Here is a 20,739-nt window from a genome sequence, read left to right as displayed (position 1 = left end):
GACACGTTCTCCTAATGCGGATTAGATGCCACCTAATCCGCATTAACCCAGAGGAGTAGCCATGGATGTGCCAGCCCCCAGAAGGTGGATGGCGGGGGCGCTCATGCTCGCCGCCGCGACGGCGGGCTGCTCGTCCGGCGCGTCGGGTGAGGACTCGGGCAAGACCACGATCACCGTGGCGGGCATGCCTCCCACGACCGCCGCGAAGACCCGCGCGCAGTTCCTCGACGCGGTCGCCGCGTTCGAGAAGGCCAACCCCACCATCAAGATCAAGCCGACCGACACGCAGTGGGACGCCAGGACGTTCGCGACCAGGCTGGCCGGCGGAAACGCGGAGACGGTGCTGACCGTGCCGCTCACCGAGCCGCCGGGGCTCATCGCCCGGCGCCAGGTCGCCGACCTCAGCGCCGAGATCAAGAGCCTGCCGCACGCGGGAGACTTCGACCCCCGCGCGCTGGCTCCCGCGACCGGTGCGGACGGCAAGGTCTACGGCCTGCCCGTCACCGAGTACGCGCTGGGCCTGGTCTACAACCGCGCCCTGTTCACGAAGGCGGGGCTCGACCCGGACCGGCCACCCGCCACATGGGACGAGGTCAGGGCGGCGGCCAAGAAGATCGCCGGGACGGGAGCCGCGGGGTACACGCAGATGACGGTCAAGAACACCGGCGGCTGGATCCTGACCGCGATGACCTACTCCTTCGGCGGTCGGATGGAGAAGCAGGAAGGCGACAGGTACGTGCCCGCGCTCCTGGACGGCCCGGCGGAGCAGGCGCTCCGGCACCTGTCCACGATGCGGTGGCAGGACGACTCCATGGGCGCCAACCAGCTGCGCACCCAGCAGGACGCGGAGCGCGACTTCGCCGCCGGCAAGATCGGCATGATGATCGGCACCGTCAACAGCTACAGCCGCTTCACCACCCTCTACTCCGGCAAGCCGGACGACTTCGGCATCGCGGCGCTGCCGCAGCAGGGCGGCGGCAAGGCGACGCTGCTGGGCGGGCTGGTGGCGGCCGTCAACGCCAAAGCCACGGCCGCGCAGCGAGCCGCCGCGGTGAAGTGGATCGACTTCTACTACCTCAAACCCAACTACGACCCGGCCGCCGCCGAGCAGCTGGCCGTGGCCAACGCCGCGGACAAGCTGGCGGTCGGCCTGCCCACGCTGCCGTTCTACGGCACGTCGGTGTCAGGCCCGGTGAACGCCGCGATCGCCAAGCACGGCAACATCCCGGTGTCGAACTTCGCGCCCTACGTGAAGGACACCGACAAGCTGGAGTACGTCGTCGAACCCCCCGTCGCCGCCCAGGACCTGTACGGCGCACTCGACACCGCCGTGCAGGCCGTTCTGACCCGCAAGGACGCCGACCCGCGCGACGAGCTGACCAAGGCGGCGGCACGGGTCGCGCCGCTGCTTGAGAAAGCCCAGTGACCCGGGGTAAGGGCGTCGCGGCCGCGCTGTTCCTCATCCCGACGGTGCTGGTCTTCGGCCTGTTCTCGTGGTGGCCGATCATCCGCAGCGTGGTGCTCGGATTCCAGCAGACCAACCTGGTCGAGGCGGCGACCTTCGCGGGCCTGGACAACTTCCGCACCCTGCTCGCCGACCCCCTGCTGGGCACGGCGGTGCGCAACACCCTGCTGTTCACCGGCCTGGCCCTGCTGATCGGCTTTCCGCTGCCGATCTTCCTGGCGGTGCTGATGTCGGAGCTGCGGCGCGGCTCCGGGCTGATGCGGGTGCTGGTCTACCTGCCGGTGGTGGTGCCGCCGGTGGTGGCCGTGCTGATGTGGAAGTGGTTCTACGACCCGGACTCCGGCCTGTTCAACCAACTGCTCGGGCTGGTCGGGCTGGGACCGTACCCCTGGTTGCAGTCCACGGGCATGGCGATGCCGAGCCTGGTCCTGGAGGCGACCTGGGCGGGCGCCGGCGGCGTCGTGCTCATCTACCTGGCCGCGCTGTCCAGCGTGCCGACCGAGCTGTACGAGGCGGCCGAGCTGGACGGGGCGTCGGTGTGGCGCAGGTTGTGGCATGTGACGCTGCCGCAGCTCCGGCCCATCCTGCTGATCATGCTGCTGCTCCAGGTGATCAACACCTTCCAGGTGTTCACCGAGCCGTTCGTGCTGACCGACGGCGGGCCGGAGGACTCCACGGTCACGGTGCTGCTACTGATCTACAGGTACGCGTTCGTCAACGGCGACTACGGCACGGCGGCGGCGTTGAGCGTGAGCCTGGCCGTGGTGCTGGCGGTGCTGTCCGCCGGGTACCTGCGGCTCACCAGAGCTTGGGGGACGAAGTGAGGGGAGTGATCTCCGACACCGAACGGCGTGGGCGCGGGATGCGCCTCGGACTGGGCACCACCCAGGTGCTGCTCATCGTGGCCCTGCTCCTGGAGGGCACCGGGCCGATCTACTGGATCTTCAAGGGCGCGATCTCCTCCACCCAGGAGTCCCTACGCCGTCCGCTGGCCCTGTGGCCGGCGGACGTGCGATGGTCCAACCTGGCGGAGGCGTGGACGACCCTGGAGGTCGGCCACTACCTGACGAACACCGTCGTCCTCGTCGGCGGCTCCTGGTTCGCGCAGCTGTTCGTCGCGACGACAGGCGCCTACGCGCTGTCGGTCCTGCGACCCTCCTACGGCAGGTACGTCTACGCCGCGGTCCTGGCGACGCTGTTCCTGCCCGGCACCGTCTCGATGGTCTCGCTGTACCTGACCGTCCTGGACCTGTCCATCGCCAACACCCCGCTGTCGGTGTGGCTGCCCGCCGGGGCGCACGCCTTCAACGTCCTGCTGGTCAAGCAGTTCTTCGACGGCATACCCAAGGAGTTGTTCGAGGCGGCGCGCCTCGACGGCGCGGGACCATGGCGGATCTTCACCCGGGTGGTGCTGCCGATGTCGCGTCCGATCCTGGCCGTGGTATCACTGCTGGCTGTCATGAACGCGTGGAAGGACTTCCTCTGGCCCATGATCGCCATCACCGACACCGAGAGCCAGCCGCTGGCGGTGGCCCTGCCCCGGCTGGCGGACACCTCGGACCAGGCTCTGCTCATCGCCGGGATGCTGATCGCGATCATCCCGCCTGTCCTGGTATTCCTGCTGTTCCAGCGGCAGATCATCCGGGGCATCGCCTTCACGGGGCTGAAGGGATGAGGGTCCTGGTCACCGGCGCGGCAGGCCGCCTCGGCTCCGCCGTACTGGCAGAACTCGCGTCGCGGGACATCGCCGTGACCGCGCTCGTCGCGCAGGATCCCGGCCCGACGGCGGCGGAGCGGGTCGTCGTGGGCGACGCCCGCGACCCAGCCGCCGTCCGTACGGCCCTCGAAGGGGCCGACGCCGTCGTTCACACGGCGGCGCTGGCCTCGCCCGAGGTGGCGGCGCCCGAGGTGGTGTTCTCGGCCAACACGCAGGCGACGTTCGTGGTGCTGAACGAAGCGGGAGAGCAGGGGGTACGGCGGGCGGTCATCGCCGGCAGCCTGTCGGTCACCGGCCTGCCGTTCGCCAGGTCGCGCCCGAGCCCGCCGTACCTGCCGCTGGACGAGCGGGTGCCGTTGCAGATCGAGGACCCGTACGCGCTGTCCAAGCAGGTGGACGAGGCGACGGCGGCGATGATGCACCGGCGGCACGGCATGACCGTCGCCGCGCTGCGCTTCCCCTTCCTCGGTGACCAGGCCAGGCTCGCCGCGCGCGCGGAGCGGCTGGCCGGGGATCCCGCGGCCGGGGCCGCGGAGGTATGGAGCTACCTCGACCTGCGCGACGCCGCGCATGCCTGCCTGCTCGGGCTGACGGCCCCGCTGCACGGCGCGCCGGTCATCTTCGTCGCCGCGGACGACACGCTCGTGGCGACCCCCACCGAGGAGTTGCTCGCGGCGCACCACCCCGGCGTGCCGCGCCGTACGGCATTGCCCGGCAGGACCGTGGCCATCGATCTCGAGCCGGCCAGGCGACTGCTCGGATTCACTGCTCGGCATCCGTTCCCAGAGGAGCGACAATCATGATCATGCCGGAGACGCAGGCGCCGTGGCAGGCCAGGGACGGGCTGCGCATCACCGGCGTGCGCGCGATCGTCACCGCTCCAGGCGGGGTCCCGCTCGTCGTCGTGCGCATCGACACCTCGGAACCCGGGTTGTACGGCCTGGGCTGCGCCACCTTCACCCAGCGCTTCCACGCCGTGGTCGCCGCGATCGAGCGGCACCTCGCTCCCATGGTCATCGGCCGGCACCCGGCCGACATCGAGGACATCGGCCGGATGCTGCACTACTCCTCGTACTGGCGGGGCGGGCCCGTCCACAACAACGCGCTGTCCGGCATCGACCAGGCGTTGTGGGACATCGCGGGCAAACGCTTCGGTGTGCCGGTGTACGAGCTGCTGGGCGGGCGGGTCAGGGCGGCCGCCGCCGTCTACACCGGGGCTCGCGGTGGCGAGGTCGAGGAGTCGATCGAGCGGGCCGCCGCGCTCGCCGAGCAGGGCTACCGTTACGTGCGGCTGCAGGCGGGCGGGCCGGGGCTCGGCACGTACGGCGGCGTCGGCACGCCCGGCGGGTATCCGGGCAGCCCCCATCCCGACGGCTGGGACGTCGGCCACTACCTGCGGAGCACGCCGAAGTTGTTCGAGCGTGCCCGCGAGGTCCTCGGTGAGGAGCTCGGCCTGCTGCACGACGCGCACAACCGGCTCACGCCGAAGGAGGCCGTGGGGCTCGCGCGGTCGCTGGAGCCGTACCGGCTGTTCTTCCTGGAGGACCCGCTCGCACCCGAGCACTTCGACCGGCTGCCCGAGGTGCGGGCGGCCGCGCCGATGCCGATCGCCTCCGGCGAGCTGGTCTCCTCGGTGACCGACGCGGCGCGTCTCATCACCTCCGGCGGCGTCGACTACCTGCGCCTGCACGTCTCGGCCGTCGGCGGGCTGACGCCCGTGCGCAAGCTCGCCGCGCTGTGCGAGCTGACCGGGGTGCGGACGGCCTGGCACGGGCCGCCCGACGTGTCACCGGTGGGCGCGGCGGCCAACGTCACGCTCGACGTCACCAGCCCCGCGTTCGGGATCCAGGAGGCGCATGTCTACCCGGAGACCGTGCACGAGGTGTTCCCGGGAACGTTGAGGACGGTGAACGGCTACATCACCCCCTCCGATCGACCCGGCTGGGGCGTCGACCTCGACGAGAACGCCGCCAGACGATACCCACCGGAAACGCACCTGCACGAGCGGTGGGCCGCGCGGGTGCGCAGGCCCGACGGCGGGATCGAGGCTCCGTGATCTACTACTTCTTGGGGGATATGCCATGAGACCCAGCGGTCGCCCTCGTCAGGCGGACATCGCTCGACTGGCCGGCGTCTCACAGCCGACCGTGTCCCTGATCCTCGGCGGCGGCGCCGCTGCCATGGGCATCGCCCAGGAGACCCAGCGCAAGGTCATGGAGGCCGCCGAGCAGCTCGGGTACGTGCCCGACCCGATCGCCACCCGCCTGGCGGCCGGGCAGAACAACCTGCTCGGCCTCTACACCTTCACCTCGACCTTCCCCAATGAGATATCCCACGCCTACTACCCGTTCCTGGTGGGTATCGAGGAGGAGTCGGCGGCGCAGGGCTACGACCTGCTGATGTTCATCGCCTCCAGCACCACGGGCGAGCGCCCGCACGCCCAGGTGCTCAACCGGGTACGGCTGGCCGACGGCTGCCTGTTCCTGGGCAGGCACCTGCCCGTGCGGGAGATGGACCGCCTACTGGCCACCGATCTGCCTGTCGTCTACATAGGGCGGCACGACGAGTTCGGCGACCGCCTGGCCTACATCGGCGCCGACTACGTGTCCGCCGGCGCCGCCGTGGTGCGGCACCTGACGGGGCTGGGCCACGAGCGCATCCTGTACGTGCGCGAAGCCGACGAGGCGATCACCTCCGTCGACAGGGAGGCGGGCTTCCGGAGCGGCATGGAAGAGTGCGGGCTGGCAGCCGAGGTGGTGCGCACCGACGGCGCCGACCTGACCCCCGACCGGCTGCGCGCCTGGCGCGACCAGGGCATCACCGCGGTGGTCACCGAGGCCACCGACACCGACGCCGCCCACCGCGCCCTCCTGGCGGCCGCCGAGCGCGCGGAGCTCCGCTTCCCCGACGACCTCTCCCTGGCCACGTTCGGCGACCCCCGCGACCGCGCGGCAGGGCTCACCGGCTTCGCCGTACCCCGTCGCGAGATGGGGGCCGCGGCCGTCCGGCTGCTCACGAAACTCATCGCGGGAGACCGTACGGTCCCCAGGCACCAGCTCCTGACCTGCGAGCTTGAGCCAGGCGAGACCGCGGCACCGCCCCGCTAGCCCTCTCGAAAGGCATCACCCATGACCGACATCCTCATCGTCGGCGGTGGGCTGGGCGGCGTCGCCGCAGCCCTGGCCGCCTGCCGTGCGGGCCACGACGTCGTCCTCACCGAGGAGACGGACTGGATCGGCGGCCAGCTCACCGCGCAGGCCGTACCCCCCGACGAGCACCCGTGGATCGAGAGCTACGGCTCCACCGCTGCCTATCGTGAGGTGCGCGGCTCCATCCGCGACTACTACCGGCGCTGGTACCCCATGACCGGCGGCGCGCAGCGCTGGCGCGAGCTGAACCCCGGCGCCGGATATGTCAGCAAGTTGTGCCACGAACCACGCGTCTCCCTGGCGGTCCTGCAGGCCATGCTGGCTCCCCACGTGGCCGCCGGGCGCCTGCGCGTCCTCCTTGAGCACCGTCCTGTCGATGTCGAGGTGGACCGTGACCGCGTCAGAGCCGTCACGCTGCTGGACCTCCGCTCCGGCGACTCACACACCGTCGCCGCCGCCTATGTCCTCGACGCGACGGAGACCGGCGATCTGCTGCCGCTGGCGAGGACGGAGTACGTCACGGGCGCGGAGGCCCGCGGCGAGCACGACGAGCCGCACGCGCCGGACGAGTACCAGCCGCTGAACATGCAGGGCATCACCTACTGCTTCGCCGTCTCCCACCACGACGGTGAGAACCACGTCATCGACCGGCCTGCGGACTACGGATTCTGGCGCGACTACCGGCCCGAGTTCTGGCCCGGGCCGCTGCTCGGCTTCAGCGCACCGGACCCGCGCACCCTGGAGCCCGAAGCCCGCTGGTTCGACCCCAACCCGGCTGGTGACCCCCGCGGGGTGCTGGCCGACCAGAGCGCCCAATCAGGGGACAAGGATCTGTGGATGTTCCGCAGGATCCTCGCCCGCGACCTGTTCGAGCCCGGCTTCGCCGCTTCTGACATCACGTTGGTCAACTGGCCGCTGAACGACTACTGGCTGCGCCCGATCATCGAGGTGGACGCCGACACGGCGGCGCTGGCGCACAGGGAGGCCAGGCAACTGTCGCTGTCGCTGCTGTACTGGCTCCAGACCGAAGCGCCCCGCCCTGACGGCGGCACCGGCTTTCCCGGGCTCCGGCTCCGCCACGACGTGGTCGGCACCGCGGACGGACTGGCGAAGTCCGCCTATGTCAGGGAATCGAGGCGCATCCGCGCGGTCACCACCGTCACCGAGCACCATGTCTCCAGGGCCGTCCGCGGCGACCGCGGCACGCTGCGGCACCATGACTCCGTCGGAGTCGGCGCGTACCGCATCGACCTGCACCCGTCGACCGGTGGGGACAACTACATCGACATCGCCAGCGTGCCCTTCGAGATCCCGCTCGGCGCGTTGCTGCCTGTCAGGATGCGGAACCTGCTGCCCGCCGGGAAGAACATCGGCACCACGCACATCTCGAACGGGTGTTTTCGCCTGCATCCTGTGGAGTGGAACGTGGGTGAGGTCGCGGGCCAGCTGGCCTCGTACTGCCTGCGCCGGGAGGTGGAACCGCAGGAGGTCAGGGAGAAGGAGACCTTGCTGGAGGAGTTCACCGGGGAACTGGACAAGATCGGGATCGAACGCCACTGGCCGGCACCGGCGGGCTACTGACCCTCGGCCCACGGCGTCGAAGCGCCGCTGTTGACCGATACGACGCCGAGTTCATGACCGGCCCCCGCCTGGCCGCCATCGCCGAGGTCGGCTGATCACCCGCCTCGACCTTGGTGGCCAGGGCGCCCGCTGGGACATCCGACACTCGTGGGCGCTCGGCCCCCAGGCGAGGCCTGTGCCGTCGGAGCCCGCGAAAGGCCCATTCACGACGAGTACGGGCATGACACCTCGCGACTGTCGCGAAGCCACTCGACACACGTGAGTCCGACACCACGAGTGGGACCCGCTGACGGGCGCTTGTTAGCGAATTTAGGTAGATCTTTCCATATATATCCCATCGGGCGACACATCGGACACCGCCTTCTACCTGGGACTTTACCTTCACCGGAAGCGTTGAACCCTCCTTGGGGCGCACTTGACCTGCGGAAACATCAGGCTACTCTCGCCCTATCGCAGACTTCCGGTTTATTCACATTGGTCACAAGATTACCAATTTTGTCAGGATCAATGTGCATATATCCGGTCTTGTTCAGGAGGTTCCCTCACTTCCATGACGCCAGAGACACAGAGGTTCATCGAACTGCTCCAGCGCCAGCTCGGCTATGCCGACAAGGGCGCGAGCACCAAGTTCGGCGAATGGTACGGCAGCAACGTCGAGTTCGACGCCGACTACAGCTCGGCCCCGTGGTGCGACATGTACATCTCGTGGGCGGCGCACAAGCTCGGCTACCAGGCATGGGTCGGCCAGTTCGCGTGGACGGTGGCACACGCGAAGTGGTTCAAGGAACAGCACGCGTGGGGGAAGGTTCCGACGCCCGGCGCGTTGGTCTTCTTCGACTGGAGCGGCTCCGGCAAGATCGACGACATCGACCACGTCGGCGTCGTGACGAAGGTGCGAGGCGACACGATCTTCACGATCGAGGGCAACACCGACGGCGGCGTCGTGGAGAGCAAAGAGCGCAGCACGAGCAGTGTCGTCGGGTACGGCTATCCGGAACGGGTCAAGGCCAACCTGGACACGACCAAGTCCGTACTCCAGCTGGTTCAGGCGCGGCCTGGACCCGAGGCGCCGCAGCAGGCGGCCGGCGACTGGTCCGCCGAAGCACGACCCGGTTCCCAGACGCGGCAAGATCAATACGCCGACCAGATGTCTGAGGCATCACCCGACACCCACAAGAACCAGGAACAACCCGGTCACCGGCCCGCTGACTCGCGGCCCGACGCGGACACGACCAGCAACCAACCCTCCGACCGGGCACCCCGCCAGCCCTCCGGCGATCACACAGGACAAGCGCAGCCGTCCGGCGGTCACACAGGACAAGAACAGCCGTCCGGCGGTCACACGGGACAAGCGCGGCCGTCCGGCGACAAGACAGTCCAGAGCCCCCACGACCAGAACCCTCAGGCCACCGACGACCACGCGACCCCGGCAGGCGGTCGGCCCGGGGCTGACGACCCGGGCCGGAACACCGCCGACGGACCGGGCACCCACGCCACGCACGAGCCGGGCTGGGCCACCGCAGACGGACCGACCACGGGCGCTGCGGACGGCTCGCACTCTCAGGGGCAGTCGGCTGACCCTGAGAGCCCAGGCGCCAACCGGGACGACCCTCACTCCCCCACCGCACCCGAACACACCCAGGCTTCGGACTCACCGCCGAACGCGACAGCCCCAACCCGGGATTCCGCCGACATTCCGCCCGCCACGGTTGCTCCGGCCCCGAGTTCCTCCGACAACCCGAGCGCCAGTCCGACATCGGACACGCCGTCCATCACCCCCACCCCGACCTCCGACACCCCAACCGGCACCCCCACTCCGACTTCCGACAGTCCGACCGCCACGGTCACCCCGACCTCCGACACGCCCTCGGCCACGGCCACCGCCACCGCCATCCCAACGCCAACCGTCTCCGAGACACCCCCCACAGCCAGCGCGACCCCGACCTCCGACGCGCCCTCTGCCACACCGTCGGCCACGCCCTCGACGACGACCCCGACCCCGGCCACATCTACGCCCACGGCCACGGCCACGGCCAGCGCATCGGTGCCGCAGACGGCTCCGGAAACCACTCCTTCGCCGACCGCCACCACCGCCGAGCCGACCGCTTCTCCCGAACCCGAGCCGACCGCTTCCCCGACAGAGGCGCCGGCCACGTCCCAGTCCGAGCCGACTGCCACCCCCACGCCGACCACCGCCCCCTTCTCGGCCGAGCCGCTCGCGTCCTCCGAGGCCGAGCCGGTCCCCGAGGAGAGCACCCCTGCCGCGTCGAAAGCGGCTGACACCGCGGTCGCGACGCCGTTCCCCACGCATCTCCAGGCCTCGGTCAGCGGTCCGCTGCCGAGCCTGTCCACTCCGGTGTTGGTCACCTCGGCCGTGGTCACCGTCGTGGTTCTGTTCGCGGTGTTCGTGGTGCTCAAGACGCGCGCCGGCGCCCGCTCGGCCGCCACAGCCGCCGCCGGGTACGCTCCCCCGAGCCCGCCCGTGCCGGTCGTCCCCCGGCACGGCGTCGCCGAGCCGGACGAGGGCACGGTGTGGAGATGGGAGCTCCTGGAAGCCATCGAGGCTGCCGTAGCCCTCGACACCACCCCACCCGGCGAGCAGGACGGCGCTCCCGTCCCCTCCCAGCAGGAGAACCGGCGACCCGACCCCGCTCTCGGCCCTCAGGATGAAGACGCCCTGACCGAGCCGCTGGAGCCGACCGTCGACACCGGACCGCTGGAGCCGACCGTCGACACCGGGCCGCTCGAGTCGATCGTCGACACCGGGCCCGTCGAGCACATCGTCATCCCCGCGGCGACGAGCCCGTTCAACGCCTTCACCCCGGCCGAGTCCACGGACGAGAACGTCCCCGACCCGACCCGCGACGGGCGCAGCGGACACGGCGGCCAGCACGCCGGCGATGAGGATGCCACCGGCGGGAAGACGCCCCCGGCCCCCGACGCGCTCTAGCTTGAGCGCCTGCCCCTGACCGTCGGCGCGCTGCCACCCGCCGTACGGGAGATCGTCCGTGCCGCCCACGCCGACGCCGGCTCGGACAGCGCATCCCGGTCTCGTGCTGTACGGCGGGACCTACGTACCGGCCTGCGGCAACGACGGCCGCAGGCCGGTACGTAGGTCCCGTCCGCTGCTACCGCCGCGTGACCTCCGCCCCCGCGAAACGGTAGTGCCGTGCCGGGTCGAAGTCGGGCCATGGCTGATAGGCGTTCACGCCGGGTTCGCCGCGCAGGTGGAACGCGCTCGGGTAAGGCCGCTCGTCCGCCGTGATGCGGGTCGAGGTCGGGATGTAGCGGATGGTCAGCCCGCATCGCCGCTCCGGCGAGGTGTTCGCGTTGCTGCCGTGCACGATGTTCGGGTGGTGCACCTCGACGTCGCCCGGCGCCAGCACCATGTCCACGGCCGCCGACTCCTCCACCTCGGCCGCGATCTCTTCGCCGAGCACATTGTCCACCGTCGTGTTGGGACGCATCGCCTGGATGTCACCGCGGTGGCTGCCGGGGATCAGCCGTACGCAGCCGTTCCCCGGCGTTGAGTGGTCGATGGCCAGCCAGAGCGTGACCACCCGCATCGGCTCCAGCGGCCAGAACGCCGCGTCCTGGTGCCAGAGCACCGGCTGCCCGGAGTACGGCGGCTTGCTGATGTAGTGCGAGGCGAACAGCGCGATGTCCGGGCCGATGAAGGTCTGCGCGATGTCCAGCAGCCGGTCGTCCGAGATCAACCGCAGCCAGAACGGGTCGTCGCGCAGCAGCGTGTGGCCCAGATGTTCGGGCCGCAGGTCCGGGTGGCGGCGCTGCAGCCAGTCGACGTGACCGGCCGCCTCCCGCACCAGCTCCCGGTCGATGACATCGCGGAAGACGGCGTAGCCGTCGCGGTCGAATCGCTCGAGGACGTCACTCATGATGCTCTCCCGGAATGCGCAGCGGGGCCCGTCACAGGGTGATCTCTCGTTTCTCCTGCGCGGACCGGTAGGCCGCGAGAATGACCTTGAGCACGTCCGTGCCCTCTTCGTGGGTGTGCACCGGCCGCGATCCGGCACGTATCCGGCGGACGAAGTCGGCGCAGACGGCCGGAATGGAGTCGACGGCCGGAAATTCGAGCGTGGTGGCGGCCCCGCCGCGTGGCTTGTGGCACAGCGTCGTACCGTCGCTCCACAGGCTGCCGAGCTCGCCGACCGCCGAGAACTTCTCGGTGTACGGCGCCGCTTCGTACGCCCAGCTGGTCACCACCTCGCCCACCGCGCCGTCGGCGAAGCGCACCAGCACCCGGGCGGAATCCTCGCCCTCCATGAAGGCCAGCCGGTGGGTGCTGAGCATCGCCGTCACCGCGGCCGGGCGGGCGGAGGCCAGGTACAGCAGCAGGTAGGTGGGGTGGTAGCCGGTGTCGATGAGCTCGCCGCCGCCGCTGGTGGCCGCATGGGCGCGCCAGCCCATCGTCGACGGGTCGAAGTCGTTGAAGAAGCTGTCGGTGGTGCGCAGTTCGTACACCCGGCCCAGCGCGCCGGAGTCGATGAGCTCGCGGGCGTGGGCGACCGCGGGCAGGGTGAGCTGGTTGTGCGCGCACATCAGGGTGACCCCGGCTGTGCCCACCGCGTCGGCGATCCGCTCGGCCTCGGCGATCGTCAGGCACAGCGGCTTCTCGCACAGGATGTGTTTGCCGGCCTTGGCGGCGGCGATGGCGGCGTCGGCATGCAGATGGTGGGGCAGACAGATGTCGACGGCGTCAACGGGGGCCTCCTCCAGCATGCGCTCGTAGGAGCGGTACGCCTGGGCGCCACCCGCCTGCTGGGCGCGCTCGGTGGCGGTGTCGAGGTCCACGTCGGCGACGGCGGTGACGGCCGCCTCGTCCGGGACGGCGAGATAGCCGCGCAGATGGGAGCGGGAGATGCTCCCGCAGCCGATGAGGCCGATGGAGAGGGTCATACGCGGCTTCCTTCCTCGCGGCTGTCGCGGGTGGCGGCGGCCATCAAGCGGGTCAGGTCGAGGCCGAGGGCGAGGTTCTCCTCGTCACGGGTGCCGTCGGCGACATGGCGTACGAACAGCTCGAAAGGCGCGCCGGTACGCGGCGGCACGGGCAGTTCGCGCCAGGCGCCGCCGGTGCTGAGCAGCATCCGCGGCTCGGGCGTCCCGTACACCAGGGAGCCTTCGGTGCCGTGCAGCTCGATGGTGAACGGGGAGGCCGGTGCGACGAAGGACGCCTCCACCACGCCGAGCGTGCCATCCGCGCAGCGCAGCACCGCGACGGCGTTGTCCTCGACGGCACGCTCCGTCACATGGCCGAAGGACCCGGTCACGGTCTCGGGCATGCGGCCGAGGAACAGCCGGGTCAGGTACATGGGGTGGCAGCCGAGGTCGATGAGGGCGCCGCCCGCGGTGGCGGCCGGGTCGTAGAAGTGCTCGGGGAGCCAGCCCGCGCCGACCGAGCCGCCGTGGGCCAGGCGGATCCGGACGAGGGTGAGGCGGCCGAGTTCGCCGTCGGCCAGCACCTTGCGGATGGCCGTCGTGTAGCCGTCGTACAGCCTGGGGAGCGCGAGCATCAGCGCGACGCCGGACTTCTCCGCGGCGGCGGTGATCTCCGCGCACTCGGCCGGGGTCGGGGCGAGGACCTTCTCGGTGAAGATGTGCTTGCCGGCCGCCGCGGCGGCCGTGATGACCTCGCGGTGCGCGGTGGTCGGGCAGGTGACGACCACGGCGTCGACGTCACCGCGCGCGAGTAGTCCGCCGAGGTCGGGATGGAAGTCGGCGCCGAGGTCGTCGGCCCAGGTCCGCCCGCGGGCGGCGTCCTCGTCCCAGACGGCGGTGACCTCGGTGCCGGGGTGCTCGGATGCCTGGCGGGCGTAGTCGGGAGCGTGCACGTGCCAGAAGCTGAGGATGGCGAGGCGCAGGGGCACGAATGATCCTTGCGTTATGGGTGGATTCAGCCTTCGGAGGTGGTCGTAATCTTGTCGAACCGGTCCAAAACCCTATTCGGGACGGTAGACCTGGACCGGTTCGATGGCAATACGTGAACGAAAAACGGCTGTAATACTGCGGTGACTCTTGCGATGACTACGGGCCGATGTCAGCATCGGTCACGAGCGCCGGTCGTCCGCGCCCTTCGGAGAGATCTCCCCCACCCAGCCACCCGTCAGGCAAGGGATTGACGCATGCCTTACGCAGTTGACGAGTTCGCCTTCGACCTGCGCCAGAGCGTGGCGCCCGGCCACACCTGGGTCACCAGCGGCTGGACCACCGTCCACGCCCCACCGGGCTCGGTGTGCGGAGTCGGCGGGTGGTTCGCGCCGCCGTACGCGGCCCCCGACGCCGCGCTGGCCGTCGAACTGGACGTGGACGGGCACCGGATCGCCGACGGTGCGGCGCCCGGCGTGGCCGGAGTGGGCCTGCTCCACGCGGGTGGCACCTGGTGGCCTGGCCGGATCGAGAGGCAGGGCACGTACCACCGCCGCCACCACGGCGAACTCGTGTCGTTCGGGGTGCGGAGCACCCTCACCCCGCTGTACGGCCAGGCCGGGTTCGTCCTGGAGGTGGAGATCACCAACCGGTCCGGGCGCGACGTCGCCGTGACCCTGCACCCGCGCGCCGATCCCGGCGGTCCCCGCCGTGTCTCGCTCGGCGAATGGGGCTGGGTCCCGCCCGAACCCGGTCCTGAGGCCACGCGCACGGGACCGTGGACCTGGCAGGCCGGGGACGTCGCCGTCGAGCTCTCCCACGAGGGACTCCACCAGGACGTCCCGGCGGGCGGGAGCGCGGTGTTCGCGCTGGCCGTTCGCGCCGGCGCGGGAACGCCGCCCGGGCGGCTGCGGGAGCCGGCCGCCGAATCCCGCCGCCAGTCGGAGCGCCGGCTGGCCGCGGCGCTGGCGCGGGTGCCGCGGCTGGCCAGCGACATCCCGGGGCTGGAGGCGTACTGGCGCGGCTCTCTGTCCAGCGGGCTGGCCTGTCTCTGGGACAACCCCGGCTTCATCACCTCGCCGTTCGTGGCCACCTCCGGACTGGACGGCGGGGCGCTGTGCTCCTACGCGTGGGACACCGGCGGGTACGCCCCCCACCTGCTCTCCCTCATGCTCGGCGACGCCACCACCGCTGTTCTGGAATCGCTCATGAAGGTGGACCTCACCAGCCACTACGCGATCGCTCCCGACGGCACGGGCCAGGGCGTCCCGTACGCCTACAGCGGCTGGTCCCTGGTCACCCTCGCCACCGCCGTCGCCGCCCACCAGGGCATCTCCCCCGCCCTGGTCACCCAGCTCCACGAACTGGTCGAGGGGCTGGACGCCCGCTTCACCCCGGCCGGGGCGCTACGCGACTACGGCACCCAGCACAACCTGCTGGAGATGCGCGGCACCGGCTGGGAGCACGTGGTCGCCAGCCCCAACGCCGAACGCGCCTGGTGTCTCGACCGGCTCGCCGAGCTGGCCGAGGTGTCCGGCGCGCGGCTGCCCGTCGGCGAGTTGCGCTCCCGCGCCCGTGACATCAGGCAGGCGGTCGCCCGCGAGCTGTGGGACGAGCGCGAGGGCTGGTTCCGCTGCCGTTACCCCGACGGGCACACCGAGCTCGTCCAGCACGTCCAGGCGTTCGACGCGATGCGGAACGGCGCCTGCACGCCGGAGATGGCCTCGGCCATGCTGAGGCGGCTGCGTGACGGCACGTTCCTCGCACCGTACGGCGTCAGCGCCGTGGCCGCGGACGACCGGCTGCACTACGAGCTCGGCGACACCGACTGGTCGGGCGGCGGGGCGTACACCGGGGAGGGCCCGCAGCTCGCCCTGACGCTCTGGGAGCACGGCGAGCCGTCCCTCGCCTGGGGCGTCATGAAACGGCTGCTCTGGATGGGACAGCACTTCCCGTACTACCCCCAGGAGCACTACTGCGACCGTCCGGCGGCACCGCCCGCGGGCCGCCGGGTCAACATCGTCGCCGGGCTGGCCGGCGCGGAGGCGATCCTGACCGGCGCGGCGGGCGTGCGCTTCCGGCTCGACGGCAGCCTGGTCGTCACCCCGGCAACGCTCCCCGACGGGGACGTGGAGCTGACCGGGCTGGTCCACCGGGGGCGCGTGATCGACGTCTCGACCGCCTCAGGCGTCGTCACCGTCGACGGCCGCCCGCGCAAGGCCGGCGAAGTGATCGAGTAACGGCGACGCCGGGCCACGGGTCAGCGCCCAGGTGGCCGGGCTGCTCATGCCGGGCGGCACGACCGCCGGGCCGGCACGCCATCGGCACGTATTCGTCGCAAGAGTTACGGGCGAGTTACTCCTGTTTTTCGTCGAAGTATTGCTATCGAACCGGTCCAGCGCTACCGTCCCAGGAAATGGTGTTGGACCGGTTTGACAAAAGGCCGGAAGCAGCTGGGGAACGGGCATGGAGAAAATCACGATCCGCGATATAGCACGGCTGGCCGGCGTATCGAAATCCACGGTGTCGCTGGTGATCAACAACAGCCCGCGGGTCGACCCGGCCACCCGGCGGCGCGTGCTGGCGGTCATCACCCGCCACAACTACGTGCCCAGCGCCACCGCGAGCGCGCTGGCGAAGGGGCGGCCGCCGTTCATCGGCATGATCGTGCCCGGGCTGACGTGGCGGATGGTGGCCCCGCTGAACTTCGGGGTCGCCTCCGTCATCGAGCGCACGCCGTACGAGATCATCCTCTACACGAGCACCAACGACCGCGACTACGGGCCGGTCATCGACCGCATGCTCGCCTCGGGGTTGTCGGCCGGGGTCCTGGTGATCAACCAGGACCAGCCCATGAAACCCCTGCTCGACCTGCACGGGCAGGGCGTGCCCGTGGTCCTCATCAACACCCTCGGCTCCCACTTCGACCTGCCGTCGGTCGAGGCCGACAACTACGAGGGCGCCCGCGGCGCGGTGCGCCACCTGCTGGACCTCGGTCACCGGCGGATCGCGTCGCTGGCCGGGCCGATGACGTACCCGTGCTGCCAGGACCGGCAGCGCGGCTACGAGGACGCGCTGGCCGAGGCCGGAGTCCCGATCGACGCCTCGCTCACCGCGCAGAGCGCGTTCGAGCCGCCGCGGGCCCGCGAGCTGGTGCGCGAGCTGCTGGATCGCGCCGACCGGCCGACGGCGGTGTTCGCGCACAACGACGTCACGGCCTACGCCGCCATGGAGGCCGCCGCCGACCGCGGTCTGCGGGTGCCCGAGGACCTGTCCGTGGTCGGATTCGACGACATACCGTCGTCGGCGCACGTCAAGCCCGCCCTCACCACGGTCGGCCAGCCGTTCGAGGCGATGGGCCAGCAGGCGGCCCGGATGCTGCTCGCCATCGTCTCCCCCGAGTCCGAGCCCGGGTCCGGGTCCGGGGAAGACCCGCCACCGCCCACCCGCATCCAGCTGCCGACCACTCTCGTCGTCCGGGACAGCACGGGCCCCGCTCCCGCCTGACACGCATCTCACCTCGACTCTCACCTCCACTTTCACATCGACGAAGCGAAGACCGGCGCCCTGGCGGCACCGGTCGTGATCCCCCCTGCCCGTCGAAAGAAAGGCCCCCTCATGGGTCGCTTCACCAAGGCGCTGGCGTACGTGATCCCCGGAGTGCTGCTCGCGGCGCTGATGGGACCGGCGGCGCCCGCGACCGCCGCCGCACCGACCGAGGTCATGCCGGCCGACATCCTCGAATCGTTCACCCAGTTCACGGGTAATCCCGCACCCCAGACGAAGATAGTCACCGTTCAAGGGCAGCCGGACTTCGACCAGGCGCTGCAGGTCACGGTGACCGGGCAGCCGAGCTCGTCCGGCCTGGACGGCGAGTACTCCTTCGGCGTGGGCGTCCCGTCCGCGCAGCCCACGGTCAAGGGTGAGGCGATGCTGGCCACCTTCTGGGCGCGGTCGGTCACGCCGACCCCGTCCGGATCCGGCCTGGCCCACTTCGTGTTCGAGCAGAACGGCGGGAGCTACAGCAAGTCCACCCAGGCGGCGATGAAGTTCGGGGCCGTGTGGCAGCGCTTCCAGCTGCCGTTCCGGATGGCCGCCGACTACGCGGCCGGGCAGGTCCGCGTCAACTTCTGGCTCGGGTACGGGCCGCAGGTGCTGCAGATCGCGGGCGTGTCGGTGCTGCGGTACGGACCGGGGACCCCGGCCGGTTGGCCGCAGGCCACCTACGCCGGTCGCGACGCGGCCGCGTCCTGGCGGGCCGCCGCCGCTGACCGGATCGAACGCGACCGCAAGGGCAACATCTACGTCAAGGTCGTCGACTCCCAGGGCCATCTCGTCCCAGGCGCCACCGTTCAGGCGGAGATGACCAGGCACGCCTTCAAGTTCGGCTCGGCCGCGGACGGTGTGCGGCTGATGACCCAGAACACCGCGGGGCAGAAGTACCGCGACACGCTGCTGGCCAACTTCAACCAGTTCACGCTCGGCAACAACCTCAAGTGGAACCACTGGGAGAACCTGACCGAGCGGAACACGTACACGCTGCCCGCGCTCCAGTGGGGACGCGACAACGGCCTGTTCGTCCGCGGGCACACCCTGATCTGGCCCTCGTGCGGCAACATGCCCGCCGACGTCTGCGGCCTGCGCAACGACCCGGCCGCGCTGCGGAACAGGATCGACACCCACATCACCGACGAGGCGAGCACGCTCGCCGGCAAGATCGACGAGTGGGACGTGGTCAACGAGCCGTACGCCAACCATGACGTGCAGAACGTGCTCGGCGACGGCGAGATCGACCGCTGGTTCCGGCTGACCCGGCAGGCCGACGCGGGCCCCAGGCTCTACCTCAACGACTACGACATCATCGAGGACAACGGCTGGGAGGTCCGCCACCAGGACCGGTTCGCCGCCCTGGCCCGCTCGCTGAAGGACGGCGGGGCACCCATCGGCGGGATCGGCATCCAGGGGCACTTCGCCGGTGAGCAGCTCACCTCGCCGCAGGACCTGATCACACTGATCAACAAGTTCGGCGGGATCGGCCTGCCCGTCGCGATCACCGAGTTCGACGTGGGCACCACCGACGAGCAGCTCCAGGCCGACTACACGCGTGACTTCCTCACCGTGATGTTCAGCATGCCGCAGGTCACCGGGGTCAGCACGTTCGGGTTCTGGGAGGGCGACACCTGGGATCCCAAGCGGGCCCTGTTCCGGACCGACTACACGCCCAAGCCGAACGCCGTGGCCTGGCGCGACCTCATCTACGGCAAGTGGTGGACGAGGGCGACGGCCACGACCGGGGCGACCGGATCGACCACGGTGCGGGGCTTCCTCGGCGACTACACCGTCAAGGTCACGGCCGGCGGCGTCACCAAGGAGGTCGCCGTCTCGATGCCGACCATCGCCGGCAAGGCGATCACAGTGGTCGTCGGCTGACGTCAGCACATCGAGTCAGCACATCGAGTCGGCTCATCGAAAGGAAAGTCCATGTCAGCCATTCAGCTCAGCCGCCGGCAACTCCTGGGGGCCGCCGTCGCCACCGGCGGCGCCGCGTTCCTCGCCGGCTGCGGCGACTCCCGGCAGAACGCCGCCCCGGCGCAGGGCACCACGCTGGCGTACTGGGACTGGTACGTCAGCCAGGCGCCGTGGGTGGACAACGAGGTCAAGCTCTTCCAGCAGGCCAACGGCAAGACCACGATCAAGAAGACCACCCAGGTCACCGACAAGTACCTTGACCTCGTGGCGCTGGCCTTCCGCAGCGGCACCGCCCCCGACGTCCTCTTGCTGCCCACCAAGCCGAAACTGGAGACGCACGTCGGCGAGGGCTGGCTGATGCCCCTGGACAAGTGGGCCACCCCCGAGTGGCGGTCGAGGTTCCCCGCCAACAGTTTCGTCGAGGGCGTCAACATCTTCGGCGGCAAGGTCTACTCCGCGCCCTTCAGCGGCCTGGCGCCGGCACTGCAGCTCTACATCCACAACGGGGTCTTCAAGGAGGCCGGCCTGACCAACCCCGACGGGTCGGTGCTCATCCCGAAGACGTGGGACGACATCACCCGCGCCGCCGAGGCGATCACGAGCAAGAGCGGCGGCAAGGTCTTCGGGCTCGGCTTCGGCAACGCGCAGAAGGGGGCCCTGCCGTGGCTGATCGAGCTGTTCTGCCGCGGCGCCGGGTCGCCCGGGGGCACCCAGTCGGTCGACTACCGCACCGGCAGATGGACGTACGGGACCGACCGCAACTACGCCGACTTCCTCGCCCTTCTCCTCGACTGGAAGAGCCGCGGCTTCATCTACCCGAACTCGATGAGCATCTCGGACGAGCAGGCCAGGGCGTTCTTCTCGAAGGGCCGGTTCGGCATGATCGTCGGCGGCGTGTGGAACCAGGCGCCCTGGGAGGAGGCCGGTTTCAAGGACTACAGCCTCATGACGCTCCCGTCGCCGACCGGCACCCCGCAGGGCTTCTTCTACGGGGCCCCGGGCAGCTACCTGATGGGCCTCTCGGCCAAGGCCAGGAACCCCGACCAGGCGTGGGCCTGGCTCGACTGGTTCTACAGCCCCGCCGCCGGCAAGCGCTGGGTGCAGGGCGGCTACGGCCTGTCGGTCTACCCCGAGAACAACGACCCGGCGGGGGTGACCTCGCCGACCTTCAAGCAGTACGTGGCCATGGCGAACACGGCCCTCGTCGGCCCGGTGCCCGCCATCCGCAACCCGGAGATCGCCAAGGTGGAGGTGGCGCCGGTCCAGCCGGACCTCCCGGACGTCGCGGCCGGCATCTACACCGGCCAGCTCAAGGACACGCCCAAGGCGCTCAAGGAACTCGAGGACCGCCTCAACGGCGCCCTGGGCGAGGCCGTGTCGAAGGCCCGCGGGCAGGGACTCAAGGTCAGCATGGACGACTACGTGTTCGCCGACTGGGACATCGCCAAGCCGTACACCACCAAGCGCGGATGAGC

General features: G+C 70.5%; 15 protein-coding genes. 12 read left to right on the top strand and 3 right to left on the bottom strand.

All coding sequences use genetic code 11. The features are described from left to right. Positions 1–61: 61 nt before the first annotated feature. The 8 genes from AB0L65_RS53420 (at position 62) to AB0L65_RS53385 (ending at position 10,862) form a co-directional block, all read left to right on the top strand. On the top strand, positions 62–1,426 hold the full coding sequence (locus AB0L65_RS53420) for an extracellular solute-binding protein (RefSeq protein WP_364263543.1): 1,365 nt from the start codon (positions 62–64) through the stop codon (positions 1,424–1,426). Continuing rightward, positions 1,423–2,289, top strand: coding sequence for a sugar ABC transporter permease (locus tag AB0L65_RS53415; RefSeq protein WP_364263541.1), 867 nt, complete (start codon positions 1,423–1,425; stop codon positions 2,287–2,289). The genes AB0L65_RS53420 and AB0L65_RS53415 overlap by 4 nt, the downstream gene beginning before the upstream one ends. Positions 2,290–2,327: 38 nt before the next feature. Continuing rightward, the gene (locus AB0L65_RS53410; RefSeq protein ID WP_364263538.1) at positions 2,328–3,140 is read left to right on the top strand and encodes a carbohydrate ABC transporter permease; all 813 of its coding nucleotides are present in this window, start codon (positions 2,328–2,330) and stop codon (positions 3,138–3,140) included. Further along, positions 3,137–3,985: an NAD(P)-dependent oxidoreductase gene (locus tag AB0L65_RS53405; protein ID WP_364263535.1), complete on the top strand. Its 849-nt coding sequence runs from the start codon at positions 3,137–3,139 to the stop codon at positions 3,983–3,985. The genes AB0L65_RS53410 and AB0L65_RS53405 overlap by 4 nt, the downstream gene beginning before the upstream one ends. After that, positions 3,982–5,238 (top strand): enolase C-terminal domain-like protein, encoded by a 1,257-nt coding sequence (locus AB0L65_RS53400; protein ID WP_364263532.1) that lies wholly within the window; start codon positions 3,982–3,984, stop codon positions 5,236–5,238. Before AB0L65_RS53405 ends, AB0L65_RS53400 begins: the two co-directional genes overlap by 4 nt. A 25-nt stretch (positions 5,239–5,263) precedes the next feature. Continuing rightward, positions 5,264–6,289 carry a LacI family DNA-binding transcriptional regulator gene (locus AB0L65_RS53395; protein ID WP_364263529.1) on the top strand — a complete coding sequence of 342 codons (1,026 nt, stop codon included), beginning with the start codon at positions 5,264–5,266 and terminating at the stop codon, positions 6,287–6,289. A gap of 21 nt (positions 6,290–6,310) precedes the next feature. Next, on the top strand, positions 6,311–7,912 hold the full coding sequence (locus AB0L65_RS53390) for an FAD-dependent oxidoreductase (protein ID WP_364263526.1): 1,602 nt from the start codon (positions 6,311–6,313) through the stop codon (positions 7,910–7,912). Between the two features lie 550 nt (positions 7,913–8,462). Next, positions 8,463–10,862: a CHAP domain-containing protein gene (locus AB0L65_RS53385; protein WP_364263523.1), complete on the top strand. Its 2,400-nt coding sequence runs from the start codon at positions 8,463–8,465 to the stop codon at positions 10,860–10,862. 178 nt (positions 10,863–11,040) lie between these two features. On the opposite strand, the gene AB0L65_RS53380 is transcribed toward AB0L65_RS53385, so the two are convergent. The 3 genes from AB0L65_RS53380 to AB0L65_RS53370 are packed head-to-tail and all read right to left on the bottom strand — an operon-like array spanning position 11,041 to position 13,797. After that, positions 11,041–11,808, bottom strand: coding sequence for a phytanoyl-CoA dioxygenase family protein (locus tag AB0L65_RS53380; protein ID WP_364263520.1), 768 nt, complete (start codon positions 11,806–11,808; stop codon positions 11,041–11,043). Between the two features lie 31 nt (positions 11,809–11,839). Then, positions 11,840–12,829, bottom strand: coding sequence for a Gfo/Idh/MocA family oxidoreductase (locus AB0L65_RS53375; RefSeq protein WP_364263517.1), 990 nt, complete (start codon positions 12,827–12,829; stop codon positions 11,840–11,842). Beyond that, complete coding sequence (locus tag AB0L65_RS53370; RefSeq protein WP_364263515.1) at positions 12,826–13,797, bottom strand: Gfo/Idh/MocA family oxidoreductase; 972 nt, start codon at positions 13,795–13,797, stop codon at positions 12,826–12,828. The genes AB0L65_RS53375 and AB0L65_RS53370 overlap by 4 nt, the downstream gene beginning before the upstream one ends. Positions 13,798–14,052: 255 nt before the next feature. On the opposite strand from AB0L65_RS53370, the gene AB0L65_RS53365 reads away from it, so the two are divergent. The 4 genes from AB0L65_RS53365 to AB0L65_RS53350 all read left to right on the top strand — a co-directional run bounded on the left by AB0L65_RS53365 (position 14,053) and on the right by AB0L65_RS53350 (position 20,737). After that, positions 14,053–16,035: a hypothetical protein gene (locus tag AB0L65_RS53365; RefSeq protein ID WP_364263512.1), complete on the top strand. Its 1,983-nt coding sequence runs from the start codon at positions 14,053–14,055 to the stop codon at positions 16,033–16,035. A 226-nt stretch (positions 16,036–16,261) separates the two neighbouring features. Further along, positions 16,262–17,302: a LacI family DNA-binding transcriptional regulator gene (locus AB0L65_RS53360; RefSeq protein WP_364263509.1), complete on the top strand. Its 1,041-nt coding sequence runs from the start codon at positions 16,262–16,264 to the stop codon at positions 17,300–17,302. A 111-nt stretch (positions 17,303–17,413) separates the two neighbouring features. Further along, the gene (locus tag AB0L65_RS53355) at positions 17,414–19,225 is read left to right on the top strand and encodes an endo-1,4-beta-xylanase (protein ID WP_364263506.1); all 1,812 of its coding nucleotides are present in this window, start codon (positions 17,414–17,416) and stop codon (positions 19,223–19,225) included. A gap of 51 nt (positions 19,226–19,276) precedes the next feature. Next, a complete protein-coding gene (locus AB0L65_RS53350) occupies positions 19,277–20,737 on the top strand; it encodes an extracellular solute-binding protein (RefSeq protein ID WP_364263503.1) in 1,461 nt (486 codons plus the stop codon). Positions 20,738–20,739 lie beyond the last annotated feature (2 nt).

Source organism: Nonomuraea sp. NPDC052116, from assembly GCF_040680035.1.
GTDB lineage: Bacteria > Actinomycetota > Actinomycetes > Streptosporangiales > Streptosporangiaceae > Nonomuraea > Nonomuraea angiospora_A.
The sequence above is the reverse complement of the archived record's forward strand: the minus strand, read 5'-3'. Positions and strand labels throughout refer to the sequence as shown.

Coding starts and splice junctions, on each gene's coding strand:
- AB0L65_RS53420 (WP_364263543.1), top strand. CDS start 62: ATGGATGTGCCAGCCCCCAGAAGGTGGATGGCGGGGGCGCTCATGCTC.
- AB0L65_RS53410 (WP_364263538.1), top strand. CDS start 2,328: ATGCGCCTCGGACTGGGCACCACCCAGGTGCTGCTCATCGTGGCCCTG.
- AB0L65_RS53405 (WP_364263535.1), top strand. CDS start 3,137: ATGAGGGTCCTGGTCACCGGCGCGGCAGGCCGCCTCGGCTCCGCCGTA.
- AB0L65_RS53400 (WP_364263532.1), top strand. CDS start 3,982: ATGATCATGCCGGAGACGCAGGCGCCGTGGCAGGCCAGGGACGGGCTG.
- AB0L65_RS53395 (WP_364263529.1), top strand. CDS start 5,264: ATGAGACCCAGCGGTCGCCCTCGTCAGGCGGACATCGCTCGACTGGCC.
- AB0L65_RS53390 (WP_364263526.1), top strand. CDS start 6,311: ATGACCGACATCCTCATCGTCGGCGGTGGGCTGGGCGGCGTCGCCGCA.
- AB0L65_RS53385 (WP_364263523.1), top strand. CDS start 8,463: ATGACGCCAGAGACACAGAGGTTCATCGAACTGCTCCAGCGCCAGCTC.
- AB0L65_RS53380 (WP_364263520.1), bottom strand. CDS start 11,808: ATGAGTGACGTCCTCGAGCGATTCGACCGCGACGGCTACGCCGTCTTC.
- AB0L65_RS53375 (WP_364263517.1), bottom strand. CDS start 12,829: ATGACCCTCTCCATCGGCCTCATCGGCTGCGGGAGCATCTCCCGCTCC.
- AB0L65_RS53365 (WP_364263512.1), top strand. CDS start 14,053: ATGCCTTACGCAGTTGACGAGTTCGCCTTCGACCTGCGCCAGAGCGTG.
- AB0L65_RS53360 (WP_364263509.1), top strand. CDS start 16,262: ATGGAGAAAATCACGATCCGCGATATAGCACGGCTGGCCGGCGTATCG.
- AB0L65_RS53355 (WP_364263506.1), top strand. CDS start 17,414: ATGGGTCGCTTCACCAAGGCGCTGGCGTACGTGATCCCCGGAGTGCTG.
- AB0L65_RS53350 (WP_364263503.1), top strand. CDS start 19,277: ATGTCAGCCATTCAGCTCAGCCGCCGGCAACTCCTGGGGGCCGCCGTC.